Genomic DNA, 15,538 nt, shown 5'->3' on the forward strand with positions numbered 1-15,538 from the left:
CGCCGCGTCAGGTTGGGCCGAAGATGGTAGAAATCAGCAGTACATAACTGGTGGTGCCGCCTGCGATGCTCAGCAGCATGTTCGCTTTCCATAGGTGCAGCGCTGATGTCACCACCACCCCGAACATTGCGGGAACTGCGCTTGCCGGGTCGATGATGCTGACGTGCCGGAGGGTGTAGACGGTGAGAATCACCATCACGCCGATCGGGATGAGTTCGGCGATGTAGGGCAGGAGTTTGCTGCTGCGTAAGGGTGCGAGGATCGCGAAGGGGAGTGCGCGTAACGCCCAGGTCACTGCGGCGGCCACGAGCGTGACGGCGAGGAGGTATTGGGTGTCATCCATGACGCGACCTCCAGCGCTTGAACCCGTAGGAGGAAAGGAGCAAGCCAACGAATGTTCCCATGGCGGGCAGGATCATCGCGTCCCCGGCAAAAATTACGAAGAACAGGGCACAGGCAAGCGCTATCAGCGGTATCGGTACTGAGCGGCGCACACGGTAGGCGTCGATGCCCAGCACGAGAAAAAACGCAGTGATCGCGAAGTCCAGCCCCACTATGCCGGGCGGGACGAGGGAACCGGCGAGTACACCGATCGTGGCGCTGACCACCCAGTTCACGTAAAACACCGATTGGATCCCAAGGACGCGCGCACCGGACCATTGGCGCGCTTCGGGATGCGCCGTCAGTGCCCAGGCCTCATCGCACAGGATGTACGTGCTCAGCACCCGGAGACTGCGCGAGCGGATCTGTCCGAGGGGAAAAGAGAGCGCGTAGAAGACGTGCCTGAAGTTCACCAACAGTGCCGTCAGCGCTACTGACGTGAGCGGCGCGGCCGCGATCACCATGCCAACGAGCAGGAACTCAAGGGAACCAGCGAAAATCACGCCCGTAAACAGCGGTGCTGTCCACCACGGCAGGCTGGACTGCGAGATGAGCACCCCTAGTGCCATCCCCAGCGGGAACATTGCTATCCCGGCGGGGAGCGCGGTCCGGATGCCAGATAGGACTTCCCTGGGGCTGCCTGGGACGCCCGTCTCCTCATTGTTCACCACTGCTTCGCTCATAAAGCAATCGTAGAAACAATTGTGCGAACTATGGTTGTTGCTTTGAGCCGCTAGAAGGCATAGTGGGCAACATGAGAGAACCCGATGCGCTGGACTTAGCAATTATTGAGCAGTTGCAATTGGATGGTCGTATCAGCAACCTCGAATTGGCCCAACGTGTCGGGCTGACTCCGGCGCCGTGTCTGCGCCGGGTGCGCCGCCTTGAGGCTGACGGAGTGATCGCCGGCTACCGTGCAGTCATCGACGCCCAAAAGCTGGGCCGTCGCCTCGAAGTAACCGCCACAGTCGAGGTCAGGAGCACCGATACGCAGACGATCGCAGAGTTCGAGCGGGCGGTCGTGGCTTTCGACGAGGTGGTTGAAGCGCGGAAGGTATTCGGCAACCCGGACTACTTCTTACGCATCCTCGTGAGCGGCATCGAGGAATACGAGCAGTTCCAGATGCAAAAGCTCACAGCACTCCCCGCAGTCTTCCGCGTCGACTCGCACCAGACCATGAAGCTGCTCAAGAACTGACCGACTCCCATTACTTAGTACCGGCCAGGCAGGCCATCGCTGGTTGCTCTTATGGACCGGGCGTTCCGCGGTCCTGAAGTTCCTCGCGGCACAGGCTCTCCTGTTAGTTTTCCGCTGAAGCCCCATGCGCAGAGGGGGCAGGAGCAGGGCTGTTGCTTTGCTGCCTAGCAGCAGTCCTCCTCCTGCGCCCTGCCAGCCAGATCGCCACTGTGTTCGTGGCAACGATCATCCCCATGCCGAGCCATTCGTGGAGGACGAGGACCTGTCCCAGTACTACTGTTCCGGAGAGCGCGGCCAGGATGGGGTTGATGCTCATGAAGACGCTGAAGAATCCGGCCGGCACGTGGCGAAGCGCGATCAGGTCAGCGGCATAAGGGACCACCGAGCAAAGGACCCCGGCGGTGACGGCGTACAGAAGCGCCGGCGCGGTAAACACTCCCTGAACGAGGAGATACGCAGCTACGGGCAGGTAAAAAACCAGGGAAACCAGTGTTCCGGCGGCGGGAGCCTGTAGGCCGGGCAGGCGTTGACCGGCAACCCTGTTTAAAAGGATGTACGCCGCCCAGCAGGCGGCTGCAGCCAGGGCGACGGCAACACCAATGAAGTCACTGCTGGGGCCCGGCATGACGAGAACATACACTCCCAAGCCGGCGCTGAGCCCACACACCAGATCCCACCGGCTCCTCGAGGACAGCAGCGCAACGCCCAATGGTCCAAGAAATTCCAGGGTGACGGCAAGCGCCAGCCCGATCCGGTCGATGGCCACGTAAAGACAAATATTCATGAGGGCTGTCGCTGCCCCCAGCAGAAGGACCGGCCACCACTGCCGCCAGGTGAATCGATGGAAGGGTGGCCGCGCAACAGGAAGGAGAACCGCGGCAGCTACAAACTGCCGAACGGCCACGACACCGGCCGGTCCGACCATCGGAAAGGCGTGAGCCCCGATTCCGGCACCAATCTGGTTACTGAGTCCGCTTCCCGTCATCGTCAGAACTCCACGAACTAGCGATGTGGGCGCGGGCGCCGCGGGAATGGGCCGTTCCCTGTTCTAGCTGAGCTTCCATATCGAAAGCTTCGGGGGTCGAGCTGTGGTTGAGAAATGTGCTCTGTGGGCGTTCTATACGATGAGCGTATGGATGTTGAAGTGCGATACCTTCGGGCGCTGATTGCCGTGGTGGACGCCCAGACCTTTACCGACGCCGCCATTGACCTCGGAACATCCCAAGCCGCGGTTTCACGGTCCGTTGCGGCACTGGAACGCGTCCTAGGGTTGCGCATTCTGCAAAGGACAACGCGCAGCATCACACCTACTCCCGCGGGGGAAAGGGTCATCGCGCAGGCGCGGCGCGTCCTGGCAGAGGTGGCGCTCCTTGAACGGGCGGCACGCGAGCACAATAGCGAACTGAAAATAGGTTACGCATGGTCGGCGCTGGGCGCCCGGACCGCGGCCCTGCAACGCAAATGGACACAGGCACACCCAGACGTAGACCTGGTGTGGGTCCAGACCTACGCCGCATCCGGAGGGTTGGCGGACGGCTCTGCCGATGTCGCGGTCTTCAGGCGCCCGATCAGTGATGACCGCTTCACATCGACGCTCATTGGCAAGGAAGGCCGCTACGCGGCAGTGGCCACGGAAGACCCACTGGCCCGCAAACGCTTCCTGCGCATGGCTGACTTCGCCGGTCATACGCTGGCTGTGGACCACCGCACCGGAACGACTACCGAAGACCTTTGGACCGGATCGGCACGTCCGGCGTCCTTCCGACAGGTGCAGGGCGTCGATGAATGGCTGATGCTCATCTCCACCGGACAAGCCATAGGCATGTCCTCGGAGGCGACCGCAGCGCAAAATCCCCGGCCCGGCGTCGTGTACCGGGTGGTCCGGGATGCCCCACCTATCTCAGTGTTCCTCGCCTCCCGCCGTGACGATCCTTCAGCCCTGGTAGCAGATTTCACACGGCTGGCGCGGGAGACATTCAGTCCCGACGAAACGGCAAAGACATCCCACTAAGTCCCGAAGCGCAGCAGCAAGTCCCGCTCATGACCCCACGAGGATTCGGCCGTCCTTTTACAGCTCATTCCGGACGCGCTGGCGGTAATTTCTTGGTGTTTCTCCGGCGTCATTGAGGAAATGCCGGTTGAAGTTTGAGAGGTTTGAGAAGCCGACTTCGTAGCAGATGTCTGAGATGGCTTTGTCGCTTCGCTCCAAGAGCCGACGGGCGTGTGCGAGGCGCAGTTTACGGGTCAAGTCACTGAAGTTTTGGCCCGTAGAGCGCTTGAAGTACTTCGAAAATGTTGGTTCTGTCATTCCGACCAGGGCGGCCGCGTCGGACATTTTGAGGGTTCCGGCGTGGTTGCTGAAGACGTATTCGAGGACGATGTCGACCACGGCAGCGGCCTGGCCGTCCAGCTGGGGCCTGAACCATTCGTCGGCGAGGTAGCGCCGTTCTTCCTGTGGCGCACGGCTCAGAGTAGAGAAGAGCTCCATGAGGTGCTGAAGCCGCGCAAGTCCTGTGGAAGCGCCCATGGCTTCCATGGAAAGGGCCGCGCTCCGCGCCGCCTGCCCCAGGAATTCAATACCGCGGGCGGACTGATCGAGCAGGAGTTTGACTTCGGCCATTTCGGGGACGAGGGCAGCGGTGTGCTCCACCCACTTTCCGTCGAACTGGATGACCACGTCCCGGTTCTCCAGGACTTCTCCCGGTTCCAGGTCACTGACCCAGTCGTGGGGCAGGCCTGACCCGACAAGCGAGACGTGTCCGGCCTCAAACGTTCCGATGTGGTCACCGACGATGTACTTTCCAGTGCCCTTACGGATGAGGTGGATCTCGTACTCAGGGTGATAATTCCACCGCGCAACAGGGCTCGGGTAGTCGTGTTCGTGCCACCTGACGGAGTGGTTGGGGTCCGGCGGAATGACTTCGCGGTTAGCGCGCATTCCCAGCAGGCGTTCAGCCAGCCGGGCAGTCGCTCCGTCCTTGGGCTCCCCAACACTCATGATGGTTCTCCATGTTGCGTTGTTTATGAAATGTGGACAGCACACTGACCGCCTTCCCCTAGAGTAATGGCTGCCTCGGAGTGAAGGGCGGGAAAAATAGTATCAGAAATAGGCAACCAGGACGCTAGTTGTGCCTTACCCCACAGCCCTAATGTTGAGGAACAAGAGAGCGGCGCCCCGGATTTCCCGGTCGTAGTCGCCTCACCCGGTCCGGCATCGACACAGCAGTCGTTATGCGGTGACTGTGCACCCTTGAAGAACAAAGGAGTCCTTTATGCGCCCGAAAACGCGCGCTGCCGTCGTGTCCGCCGGAGCCCTCTGCATTGCCCTCAGTGCCTCGGCCTGCGCAGGTGCCGGCGGCGGCAATTCCGCCGGAGACCCGAACAGCATCAGTGTCCTGATGGTGAACAACCCCCAGATGGAGGACCTGCAACGGCTCACAGCAGAGAACTTCACCAAGGAAACCGGGATCAGGGTCAATTACACGATCCTGCCCGAGAACGACGTCCGGGCCAAGATCAGCCAGGAGTTCTCCAGCCAGGCCGGCCAGTACGACGTCGCGTCCCTCTCCAACTACGAAATCCCGTTCTATTCCGCGAACGGCTGGCTCGCCCCGCTGGATGATGTGGCCAAGGATCCGGAGTTTGACCAGGACGACATCCTGCCCGCCTACACCGCGTCCCTGACGGGCGAGGACGGCAAGCTTTACGGCGAACCGTTCTACGGCGAGTCCTCATTCCTGATGTACCGCAAGGACATCCTGGAGGCCAAGGGCCTGACCATGCCGGCGAAACCCACCTGGGACGAGGTCGCCGAGATAGCGGCGAAAGTCGACGGCGCGGAACCTGGTATGAAAGGCATCTGCCTGCGCGGCCAGCCGGGCTGGGGCCAGGTCTTCGCACCCCTGACCACGGTGGTGAACACCTTCGGCGGGACCTGGTTCGACAAGGACTGGAACGCCCAGGTCAACAGCCCCGAGTTCACCGAAGCTGTGGAGTTTTACACGAGGCTGGTCCGCGAGCACGGTGAAGCAGGGGCCGCGCAGGCCGGCTTTACCGAGTGCCTGAACAACATGAGCCAGGGCAACGTGGCCATGTGGTACGACGCAACTTCCGCTGCTGGGGCCTTAGAAGCTGAGGACTCTCCGGTGAAGGGCAAGATCGGTTATGCCCAGGCGCCCGTGAAGGAAACCAAGTCTTCCGGCTGGTTGTGGACCTGGTCCTGGGCCATGCAGGCCGCTTCCAAGAAGCAGGACGCTGCCGAGAAGTTCATCGCCTGGGCCAGCTCGAAGGACTATGAGGAACTCGTCGCTTCCGAGCTTGGCTGGGCGAAGGTCCCGTCCGGCAAGCGCATCTCCACCTACGAAAACGCTGAGTTCCAGAAGGCCGCACCGTTTTTCGAGGCGGAACGCTTCGCCATCGAGAACGCCGATCCGAAGAACCCCGGCGCGCAGGAACGTCCCGCCGTTGGCATCCAGTTTGTCGGCATCCCCGAATTCGCCGCCCTGGGCACCAACGTCTCCCAGGGCGTCAGCTCTGCCATCGCCGGCCAAGGCAGCGTGGCTGACGCGCTGGCCAAGGGCCAGGAAGCCGCCCAAAAGGTCGGCAACAAGTACAAGCAGCCCTAACCGAACCGCAGGAGAACATCATGACAACCGCAACGGCGCGCATCTCCCGCCCGGGACGCAATGCAGTCAAACCCTCACGAGACGCCAAGTCGCGCGAACGCGCCCTGGCCTGGGCACGGCGTGCACCGCTGCTCCCGGCCCTGGTCTTCCTCATCCTGGTCACCCAGCTTCCGTTCGTGGTGACGCTGATCATCTCGTTCATGAACTGGAACAGCCTCAGCCCGGACAAGACCGCCTTCGCCGGCTTCGAGAACTACGCCACCGTTCTCACGGATCCTGACCTGCGCCAGGCGATCTTCACCACGATCCTCCTCACTGTTTCCGTGGTGCTGATCAGTCTGCTCATCGGCCTGGGGCTGGCCCTGCTGCTGGACAAGAAGTTTATCGGCCGCGGCTTGGCCCGGACCTTGCTGATCGCGCCGTTCCTGGTGGTTCCCGTGGCAGCGGCCCTGATCTGGAAGCACGCCCTGCTCAACCCCACCTACGGGCTGATCAACGGCATCCTCACCTGGGTGTGGTCCCTGTTCGGCAGCGCCGCGGCACCGCAGCTGGATCTGCTTTCGCAGGCACCCATGATGGCAGTGATCCTCTCCCTGGTCTGGCAGTGGACGCCGTTCATGATGCTGATCCTGCTGGCCGGACTGCAGTCCCGCCCCATGGACACCGTGGAAGCTGCCCAGATGGACGGCGCTACACCCTGGGCGATCTTCCGCCACCTGACCCTGCCGCACCTGCGCCAGTACCTGGAACTCGGCGGGCTGCTCGGAGCGATCTACATCGTGCAGAACTTCGACGCCGTCTTCACGCTCACCGCAGGTGGCCTCGGCACGGCCAACCTGCCCTACGCGATCTACCAGACGTTTTACTTCGCCAACGAATACGGCCTGGCGTCCGCCGCCGGCGTCGTAGTGGTCATCGGCACCATCATCGTGGCTACCTTCGCACTCCGCACCGTCTTTTCACTCTTCAAGAAGGAGCCAGCACGATGAGCACCCTCACCCCCGCTGCACCGCAGAGCACCCCTCCCGGCCCCACCGCGCTGAACACCGGCCGCACCCCACGCCGCCGCGGCAAAGCACGCATGGACCCCACCCGCAACAACACCGCTGCCGGCATCGCGGCCTGGCTGCTCGCGCTGCTCTTCGCAGTCCCGGTCCTGTGGATGATCCTCACCTCGTTCCACTCCGAAACCGACGCGGCCACGAACCCGCCCTCCATCGCAGCGAACCTGACCCTGGACGCGTACCGGGAATTCTTCGGCGAAACCTCCGGCGTTAGCCCCTGGCCGTCGCTGATCAACTCCGCCACCGCCTCGATCCTGTCCACGGTCCTCGTGCTGCTCCTGGCCTTCCCCGCCGCATATGCGCTCTCCATCCGGCCGGTGAAGAAGTGGACCGACGTGATGTTCTTCTTCCTCTCCACCAAGATGATGCCCGTGGTCGCGGCCATCCTGCCGCTCTACCTCTTCGCACGAACCGTCGGAGCCCTGGACAACATCTGGTTCCTGATCCTGATGTACACCTCCATGAACCTGCCCATCGCCGTCTGGATGATGCGCTCCTTCCTCGCCGAAGTCCCGGAAGAGATGCTGGAAGCCGCACAGATCGACGGCGCCAACCTCCTGCTCATCCTCCGCAAAATCATCGCCCCTGTCGCGATGCCGGGCATCGCCGCCACCGCCCTGATCTGCTTCATCTTCAGCTGGAACGAACTCCTGTTGGCCCGGGTTCTAACCGGCGTCGTGGCAGGCACCGCCCCGGTGTTCCTCACCGGCTTCGTCTCCGGCCAGGGCCTGTTCCTCGCCCAGGTCTGCGCCGCCGCCGTCGTCATCTCCCTTCCAGTGCTGTTCGCAGGCTTCGCCGCCCAGGACAAACTCGTCCAGGGACTCTCCCTCGGCGCCGTCAAATAGTCAGCCGGTTCCCCGCCAAACTCTTCTCAAGGAATACTTCGATGACAACAACAACCACCCAGTCAGCCGCCACCGGTTCCGGCTTGCCCGCAACTATGCGGGCCAACATCCTCAAGAGCCAGGGCGACATGGCGATGGAAACCCTGCCCCTCCCGCAGCTCGACGCCGACCAGGTCCTGGTCCAAGTCGCCGCCGTCGGCGTCTGCGGAAGCGACGTGCACTACTACGAACACGGCCGGATCGGCCCCTACGTCGTGGACCACCCGCTCATCCTCGGACACGAACTCTCCGGACGGATCGCCGCCGTCGGCACCGCTGTTGACCCCGCCCGCATCGGCCAGCGCGTCGCCGTTGAACCACAGCGCCCCTGTCGGACGTGCAAGCAATGCAAGGCTGGCCGCTACAACCTCTGCCCGGACATCGAGTTCTACGCCACCCCGCCGATCGACGGTGCATTTGCCGAGTACGTCACCATCCAGTCCGACTTCGCTTACGACATCCCCGACAGCGTCAGCGACGAAGCAGCCGCCCTCATCGAACCGCTTTCCGTGGGCCTCTGGGCCTGCGAACGCGCCGAGATCCGCCCCGGGAGCCGGGTGCTGATTGCCGGCGCCGGTCCCATCGGCATCATCGCTGCCCAGGCCGCCCGCGCCTTTGGTGCAACCGAAATCTACATCAGCGACATCGCCGAAGACCGCCTCGCGTTCGCCCTCGAACACGGCGCTACGCACGCGCTCAACGCCAGGACCGACAGTGTCGAAGGGCTCGACGTCGACGCCTTCATCGATGCCTCCGGCGCGCCACAGGCGGTCCGGTCAGGCATCAAGGCCGTAGCTCCGGCCGGCCGCGTTATCCTTGTCGGCCTGGGGGCCGATGACGTCGAACTACCGGTCTCCTACCTCCAGAACCGCGAAATCTGGCTCTCCGGCGTATTCCGCTACACCAACACCTGGCCTCTGGCCATCCAGCTGATTGCGGACGGGAAGGTGGACCTGGACATCCTGGTCACCGGCAAGTTCTCCCTCGCCGAGTCGGAAGAGGCGCTCAAGGCCGGCAAGCAGCCCGGCCAGCTCAAAGCCGTCGTCTACCCCGGCCGCTAAGCACGCAACCCGGAGTACCGGCAAGAACATCAAGCACTGACCTGCGAGGAAGCAGCCATGCAAAAACGACAGAACCCCCTTGTGGCCGGGGATGCCGATGATCAATCATTGGTGACCGTTATCGGCGAATCCCTGGTGGACATCATCGAGGACCCGGGACAGGGGGCCAATGCGCGGGAGGTCCAACCCGGTGGCAGTCCTCTGAACGTGGCGGTCGGATGCGCCCGGCTGGGCCTCAGTACCAAACTCGTCACGCACTTCTCCGACGACCCGCACGGGCGGCTCATCGCCGGGCACCTCAGCAGCAACGGGGTGGACACCCTGGTGAGCGGTTCCCTGCCCACCTCAACCGCGGTAGCTTCCCTCGACGCGGCGGGCGCCGCCACATATCGGTTCTCCATCGGCTGGGACATCAACGGAGCCTCCATTCCCGCCCTAGCAGCAGTGGAAGGCTCGCACCATGTCCACACCGGCTCGATTGCCACTGTTTTGTCCCCCGGGGACAAAACAGTACGGAACCTGGTCGAGGCGGCACGCCCTCACGCCACCATCAGCTTCGACCCCAACAGTCGACCGGCCATCAGCAGCGACGTCGCCCATGCCCGGCAGGCTGCTGAAGATTTTGTCGCCGTCAGTGACATCGTCAAGGCCAGTGATGAGGACCTGCAGTGGCTCTACCCCAACAGGACCCCGGACGAGTCATTGGCTGCCTGGCTGGAGCTCGGCCCGTCGCTGGTGGCCCTGACCCGCGGCGCAGAGGGGCCCGTACTCCTGAGCAGGCAGGGCCGTGTGGAACTGCCAGGGGAGGCCATCGTCGTGGCAGACACCGTAGGGGCGGGGGATTCCTTCATGGCCGCCCTCATCTCCGGCCTTGCACAGCTGGACCTCCTAGGCGCCTCCGCCAGGTCACGCCTTCGCAGTCTTGCATCATCGGATCTGCAGGCGCTGGCCGCCTATGCGAACAAAGCGGCAGCCATTACCTGCTCGCGGCAGGGCGCCAATCCACCCACCACCGCGGAACTGCACCCATTGACCGCAACGCACACGGCTTAGGAGGACGCCAAAATGCCCACACTCACCGCCGGCTTACTTCGCGCGCTGCCTGAAACTGTGGCAAAACCTGCCTATGACCGAACGAAACTCACTGCCGGGATCGTCCATTTCGGTGTCGGTGGTTTCCACCGCGCACATCAGGCGTTGTACCTGGACCGGCTGATGAGCGCCGGCAAGGCTTACGACTGGGCTATCTGTGGGGTGGGCGTTCTGCCCGGGGACGCCCGGATGAAGCAGGTCATGGAAAGCCAGGACTGCCTGTACACCCTGATGGTCAAGAGCCCGGATGGGAGCCGTGAAGCACGGGTCATCGGCTCAATCATCGAGTACCTCTTCGCCCCCGAGGACCCCGAAGCTGTGATCGAGAAGATGGCTTCCGAGACCGTCCGCATCGTCTCGTTGACCGTGACCGAGGGTGGCTACAACTTCCACCACGTCACCGGGGAGTTCGACGCCGAGAATCCTGACGTGGTCCACGACCTTCGGCCCGGAGCTGCACCCCGGACGACCTTCGGCCTGATCGCCGAAGCCCTGTCCCGCCGTCGTGCCCGCGGCCTGGCACCCTTCACCGTAATGTCCTGCGACAACATTCAGGGCAACGGTGACGTAGCGCGGAAGATGTTCACCGCGTTCGCCACCCTGAAGGACCCGGGCCTGGGCAGGTGGATGATGGAGCACGTCCCTTTCCCCAACAGCATGGTGGACCGCATAACCCCGGTAACCACCGACGCCGACCGCACGGCGATTGCCAAAGAGTTCGAGGTGGAGGACGCCTGGCCTGTGGTGTGCGAGCCGTTCGAACAGTGGGTACTGGAGGATAACTTCAGCCTCGGCCGCCCGCCCTTCGAAGACGCCGGAGTCCAGCTCGTAGAGGACGTCGAGCCTTACGAGCTGATGAAGCTCCGCCTGCTCAACGCCAGCCACCAGGGCATGTGCTACTTCGGCTACCTCGCCGGCTACCGTTACGCCCACGAAGTCGCCCAAGACCCGCTCTTCGCCCAGTTCCTGCTCGACTACATGGACCAGGAAGCCACCCCCACCCTGCACCCCGTCCCGGGCATAGACCTCACCGATTACAAGCGCACCCTCATTGAGCGGTTTTCCACCGAACACGTCCGGGACACCCTTGCGCGCCTCTGCGCCGAGAGCTCAGACCGGATCCCCAAGTGGCTGCTACCGGTCATCCGCATCAACCTCGAACACGGCGGCCAGATCCACCGCTCGGCCGCTATCGTGGCCAGCTGGGCCCGATACGCCGAAGGTACCGACGAACAGGGAAACCCGATTGACGTGGTGGACCGGCTCAAGACGGACGTGATGGCCGCGGCAGCGCGTCAGCGTGATGAACCGCTGGCCTTCGTCTCCAACCGGGAACTTTTCGGTGATCTCATCGACAACGCACGTTTCGTGGCCGCGTTCGGGACGGCTTTGGATGACCTCCACACTGGGGGCGCCAGGGCGACCTTGGCATCTGTGGTGTCGGGCTCCTGACAGATCACGGCGGATGAAAACGTTCACAGTCATGCTGCAGTGGGCTTTGGCTGCCGGGGTCGTCTTTGGTCTTCCCTGCTGCTTGGTATTGCAGCTTGAACTCCATCCGGACACAACGTACCTGGACCACCTGCCCGGTACGTTCGCGCTGCTCGCCGGAGGGTTCCTTGCACTGGTCCGGCCATCGCCGGCACCCGAACCGATCAGCGCTTTGCCGGATGCACATGCCGACGTTTTCCGCTACGCCATCCGCTCCGGAGTGCTTCCAATCGCAAGCATCTTCAGCGATTGGAGCGGAGAGCTCTCCCGGCTCCGCGCTTTGCTGGAAATGATTCTCCGCAGCCTGCCAACTGCCACGGGGGCAGTGTTGGCCATGGAAATGTACGGCCTCTTCATGTACCCCGCCGGCCGCGTCTTCTTCTTCGCGAGTGCCTTGGCATCCACCGTATTCAGCTTGGTAGCGTTCTCCTGCTCGGCAGTCACCCTAAAGAATATCGGCATCATTGAGGAGCGCCTCCGCGTTCAACAACAGCACCTTCAAGTCGTGTGATTACCGCCTGCGGGGCAGATCCGAGCACGCGGGCGTTCCTGCTCTCCGACCGCGCCAATAACAAGGACCGGGCGCGGCCCAGACGCTGGCGTCCAGTGCCTTAGACCTCTCCCCTAGCCGTCTTTAGAAGAGCCGATAACCGTGATTCCGTCAACCTGCCTCGGCCGGGCAAACCCGTGCTTGCTGATCACACGGCCGGAACTGGTGGCGACTCTAATCCGTCCATGGCTGGGGTCAATTCAGGTTATCCACGGCTGGGAATTCGGAGCCGTTGGGGTAGCTCCCCGGCAGCAGTAGCGGTGGATAACCTATGTGAATTGTCCCCGGCTGTGGGTGGCGGCACCGTACTGTCTCACGGTAGAGCGGAGAAGTAATTCCTAGTGCTTCTGCAGTTTCGTAAGCCTTGGTTGTCGACGGCGAGGTGCACCAGAGTTTTGTAACTGGCTCTGGTGGGCTCTGTGGTGTTTAGCTAAAACTCATCCAAGCACTGCACATTTCGTCCTACGCCAATGTTTGAGGCTGAAGGCCCCGGGTCAGCTTGCGGATGGCCTCGTTGTGGAGTCCGCTAAGTGCGGCGAGTTCGAAGTCGTCCATAGCTCCAAGGCGCCGTGCCGCAGCCAGTAACTTCAGCCGCTGTCCCTCTAGGACTGCCTTCGATTTCTCGAGCTGCGCCAGCTCGGCCCTGAGCGACTCAATCAGGAGACATTGATTTTCGGGCGGTTCGCCTGATGGCACGAGGTCATCGTAGGACAGCCCAATGGTCCTGATGGTCCATCGCGACAGTCCCGCGGCTTTGGCTAACCTAGTGACCTTCATTCCATCGCAGAGTGCTTGCGCGACGTGTTGGTTTAGGCGCCCGGACAGGGGGCGGCTGCTGCTTGCGATGAAGGCGAGCCGCGCCCGATTCGCCTTGAGCAGCTTCCGAAGCTTTTCCGCCTCAAGCGCTGTCTTGTCAGGTTTGGGTTTTCTCCGGTAGCGGTAATAACCGCTCCCGGCGTGATGTTCTACGGCCAAGAGCACTCCTCGGTTTCGGATACTGCCGGATGGGCAAATTCAAAGGCTAGACAGATGGACGTTCCCGCGGAAATACCAATAGTGCGTGGACCCATAACCGGAAACTGTGGGTCAGCTAGCCATAAGGGACGCTTATCCGTCCACGCACTTTAGGTCTTATCCATACCAGCCCGTTGTCCCTAGGGTCGAAGGAAACGAGTACCGCTCGGCTCCTGACTCCTTAGGAAGAGACCATGCCTAAATTTGAACCTGCATCGCGAGTATCCCGCATCAAGTCATCCGCCAGCGTGGCCGCCGCGGCCCGTGTGCGTGAGCTGAAAGCAGAAGGGCGACGCATCCTAGACCTGACAGTCGGTGAGCCTGACTTTGACACCCCTGAGCACATCAAGGCAGCCGCCGTCGAAGCCATCCGCCGTGGCGAAACCAAGTACACGTCAGTCACGGGAACCCCGGCCCTACAGAAGGCGATCCTGCAGACGCTTGAACTCCGGACCGGTCTGCACTACACGCCGGCTGAGATCACCATCGGTGGTGGAGCAAAGCAGGTCATCTTCACAGCCTTCATGGCTTCCCTCAATGCCGGTGATGAGGTAATCATCCCCGCCCCCTACTGGGTCTCCTACCCGGACATGGTCCTGGCCAACGAAGGGACACCCGTAATCGTTCCCTGTGGCGAGGACACGGGGTTCAAGCTCACGCCCGACGCTTTGGCCAGCGCGATCACCCAGCGCACCAAGTGGATCATCCTCAACGCACCGTCCAACCCGACCGGCGCCGTCTACTCGCGGACTGAACTGCGGGCACTCGCTGACGTTCTGGCCGCCTTCCCGCAGGTCTACGTCCTGACCGACGAAATTTATGACCAGATCTACTTTAGCGAAGGCAAGCTTGCGAGTTTGGTTGAGGTGGCCCAGGAACTCAAGGTCCGGGTTCTGGCGGTGAACGGCGTGTCCAAGGCCTACGCTATGACCGGCTGGCGGCTCGGGTATGCAGCCGGTCCAGCGCCGCTGATTGCTGCAATCAACAAGCTGCAGTCCCAGATCTCCTCCTGCCCTTCTTCGGTGAGCCAGGCAGCAGCGGCCGCTGCGCTCACGGGCGACCAAGGCTTTGTCCAGGAAAGCGTTGAAACGTACCGCAGCCGCCGGGATACCGCCGTAGCAGCCTTGAACGCGGTGGACGGCCTGTCGTGCACGACGCCGGATGGCGCGTTTTATGCGTACGTCAACTGTGCGGGGGTCATCGGCAAGACGACTCCGGCCGGCACCGTGATCCGCGATGACCAGGACTTTGTCCTGTACTTGCTCGATGAGGCCTCTGTGGCGGTCATCCAGGGATCTGCCTACGGACTGGGCCCGTACTTCCGCGTCTCCTACGCCACGAGCCTGGACATTATCGAAGAATCCATCGCTGCCATTGACAAGGCCGTCCAGGCCCTCAGCTGACCCAACCCACCTAAGGAAAATCGCCGTGATTCACGTCAAAACCACCATCGACCGCCCCAACGCGGAGGCCGTCAGCCGGCTCGCGAAATTTTCGTCAGCCACCATCCACGAGGCACAGGGACGCAAGGGAGCCCTCAGTTCACGGATCAAGCCCATCGACAGGTCCATGTCCTTCTGCGGCCCCGCCACCACGGTCCGCTGCGCACCGAGGGACAACCTCATGCTGCAGGTTGCCATCCACTATGCACAGCCCGGTGACGTTATCCTGGCCGCCGCAGGGGAGTACGAGGAAGCCGGCACCTTCGGCGACGTCCTTGGCAACGCGATGAAAGCCAAAGGACTGGCCGGCCTCGTGACGGATTCCGGCGTCCGCGACACCCAGGACCTCATTGAACTTGGGCTTCCCGTTTTCTCCGGCAGCATCTGCATTAAGGGCACCGTCAAGGAAACCATCGGCCCCATCAACCACCCGGTGGTCTTCGGGGACGAGATCATCTACCCCGGCGACGTCCTTCGCGGGGATGCTGACGGGGTGGTGGTAGTCCGCAAGGAAGAAATTGAGGAAGTCATCCGTCTCTCACAGGAACGTGAAGACGCCGAGCGTGAGCTCATCGGCCTGTACAAGGCCGGGGGGACCACCATCGACCTGTGCAACCTGACCGAGGTCCTGAAAGTTAAGGGACTGCTGGTCGAACAGGCCTAGCAGCACCAGTGCTGCCGCCGTCCGGGTATGCCCGGGCGGCGGCACCGGCATGCCCTCCCTGTTGGACGCGCC

General features: G+C 62.5%; 16 protein-coding genes. 11 read left to right on the forward strand and 5 right to left on the reverse strand.

The genetic code is table 11. From position 1 onward, the window contains the following. Positions 1-7 precede the first annotated feature (7 nt). A complete protein-coding gene (locus AC5RVN_RS09425; protein WP_494137752.1) occupies positions 8-343 on the reverse strand; it encodes a branched-chain amino acid transporter permease in 336 nt (111 codons plus the stop codon). Next, the gene (locus AC5RVN_RS09430) at positions 336-1,064 is read right to left on the reverse strand and encodes an AzlC family ABC transporter permease (RefSeq protein ID WP_494137753.1); all 729 of its coding nucleotides are present in this window, start codon (positions 1,062-1,064) and stop codon (positions 336-338) included. The genes AC5RVN_RS09425 and AC5RVN_RS09430 overlap by 8 nt, the downstream gene beginning before the upstream one ends. A 71-nt stretch (positions 1,065-1,135) precedes the next feature. Between AC5RVN_RS09430 and AC5RVN_RS09435 the strand changes: the two genes are divergently transcribed. Beyond that, a complete protein-coding gene (locus tag AC5RVN_RS09435) occupies positions 1,136-1,579 on the forward strand; it encodes an Lrp/AsnC family transcriptional regulator (RefSeq protein ID WP_494042205.1) in 444 nt (147 codons plus the stop codon). A 103-nt stretch (positions 1,580-1,682) separates the two neighbouring features. Here AC5RVN_RS09435 and AC5RVN_RS09440 read toward each other — a convergent pair whose 3' ends face one another. Then, the gene (locus tag AC5RVN_RS09440; protein ID WP_494104961.1) at positions 1,683-2,363 is read right to left on the reverse strand and encodes an EamA family transporter; all 681 of its coding nucleotides are present in this window, start codon (positions 2,361-2,363) and stop codon (positions 1,683-1,685) included. Positions 2,364-2,711: 348 nt separating this feature from the next. On the opposite strand from AC5RVN_RS09440, the gene AC5RVN_RS09445 reads away from it, so the two are divergent. Next, positions 2,712-3,590, forward strand: a complete 879-nt coding sequence (locus AC5RVN_RS09445; RefSeq protein WP_494137754.1) for a LysR family transcriptional regulator — start codon at positions 2,712-2,714, stop codon at positions 3,588-3,590. Positions 3,591-3,647: 57 nt separating this feature from the next. Here the strand turns inward: AC5RVN_RS09445 and AC5RVN_RS09450 are convergent, their stop codons facing one another. Continuing rightward, positions 3,648-4,577 (reverse strand): AraC family transcriptional regulator, encoded by a 930-nt coding sequence (locus AC5RVN_RS09450; protein WP_494104963.1) that lies wholly within the window; start codon positions 4,575-4,577, stop codon positions 3,648-3,650. Between the two features lie 274 nt (positions 4,578-4,851). Here AC5RVN_RS09450 and AC5RVN_RS09455 point away from each other — a divergent pair, with 274 nt between their 5' ends. Genes AC5RVN_RS09455 through AC5RVN_RS09485 form a run of 7 tightly spaced genes read left to right on the forward strand, consistent with a single transcriptional unit; the run spans position 4,852 to position 12,307 of the window. Further along, positions 4,852-6,204: an ABC transporter substrate-binding protein gene (locus AC5RVN_RS09455; protein ID WP_494137755.1), complete on the forward strand. Its 1,353-nt coding sequence runs from the start codon at positions 4,852-4,854 to the stop codon at positions 6,202-6,204. Positions 6,205-6,224: 20 nt separating this feature from the next. Continuing rightward, positions 6,225-7,193: a carbohydrate ABC transporter permease gene (locus AC5RVN_RS09460; RefSeq protein ID WP_494137756.1), complete on the forward strand. Its 969-nt coding sequence runs from the start codon at positions 6,225-6,227 to the stop codon at positions 7,191-7,193. Further along, the gene (locus AC5RVN_RS09465) at positions 7,190-8,113 is read left to right on the forward strand and encodes a carbohydrate ABC transporter permease (protein WP_494104966.1); all 924 of its coding nucleotides are present in this window, start codon (positions 7,190-7,192) and stop codon (positions 8,111-8,113) included. Before AC5RVN_RS09460 ends, AC5RVN_RS09465 begins: the two co-directional genes overlap by 4 nt. Positions 8,114-8,154: 41 nt before the next feature. Further along, positions 8,155-9,213 (forward strand): NAD(P)-dependent alcohol dehydrogenase, encoded by a 1,059-nt coding sequence (locus AC5RVN_RS09470; protein WP_494104967.1) that lies wholly within the window; start codon positions 8,155-8,157, stop codon positions 9,211-9,213. 57 nt (positions 9,214-9,270) lie between these two features. Next, a complete protein-coding gene (locus AC5RVN_RS09475) occupies positions 9,271-10,266 on the forward strand; it encodes a carbohydrate kinase family protein (RefSeq protein WP_494104968.1) in 996 nt (331 codons plus the stop codon). 12 nt (positions 10,267-10,278) lie between these two features. Next, positions 10,279-11,757 carry a mannitol dehydrogenase family protein gene (locus tag AC5RVN_RS09480; protein ID WP_494137757.1) on the forward strand — a complete coding sequence of 493 codons (1,479 nt, stop codon included), beginning with the start codon at positions 10,279-10,281 and terminating at the stop codon, positions 11,755-11,757. 13 nt (positions 11,758-11,770) lie between these two features. Continuing rightward, positions 11,771-12,307 (forward strand): hypothetical protein, encoded by a 537-nt coding sequence (locus AC5RVN_RS09485; protein ID WP_494137758.1) that lies wholly within the window; start codon positions 11,771-11,773, stop codon positions 12,305-12,307. Positions 12,308-12,808: 501 nt separating this feature from the next. Here the strand turns inward: AC5RVN_RS09485 and AC5RVN_RS09490 are convergent. Continuing rightward, entirely contained in the window at positions 12,809-13,321 is a 513-nt protein-coding gene (locus tag AC5RVN_RS09490) for a hypothetical protein (protein WP_494104971.1), read from the reverse strand. A 233-nt stretch (positions 13,322-13,554) separates the two neighbouring features. Between AC5RVN_RS09490 and AC5RVN_RS09495 the strand changes: the two genes are divergently transcribed. Together AC5RVN_RS09495 and AC5RVN_RS09500 are read left to right on the forward strand one after the other, a co-directional pair. Then, the gene (locus tag AC5RVN_RS09495) at positions 13,555-14,763 is read left to right on the forward strand and encodes an aspartate transaminase (RefSeq protein ID WP_494137759.1); all 1,209 of its coding nucleotides are present in this window, start codon (positions 13,555-13,557) and stop codon (positions 14,761-14,763) included. A gap of 25 nt (positions 14,764-14,788) precedes the next feature. After that, a complete protein-coding gene (locus AC5RVN_RS09500) occupies positions 14,789-15,466 on the forward strand; it encodes a 4-carboxy-4-hydroxy-2-oxoadipate aldolase/oxaloacetate decarboxylase (RefSeq protein ID WP_494104973.1) in 678 nt (225 codons plus the stop codon). Positions 15,467-15,538 lie beyond the last annotated feature (72 nt).

It is taken from the genome of Arthrobacter sp. sptzw32 (assembly GCF_059089735.1).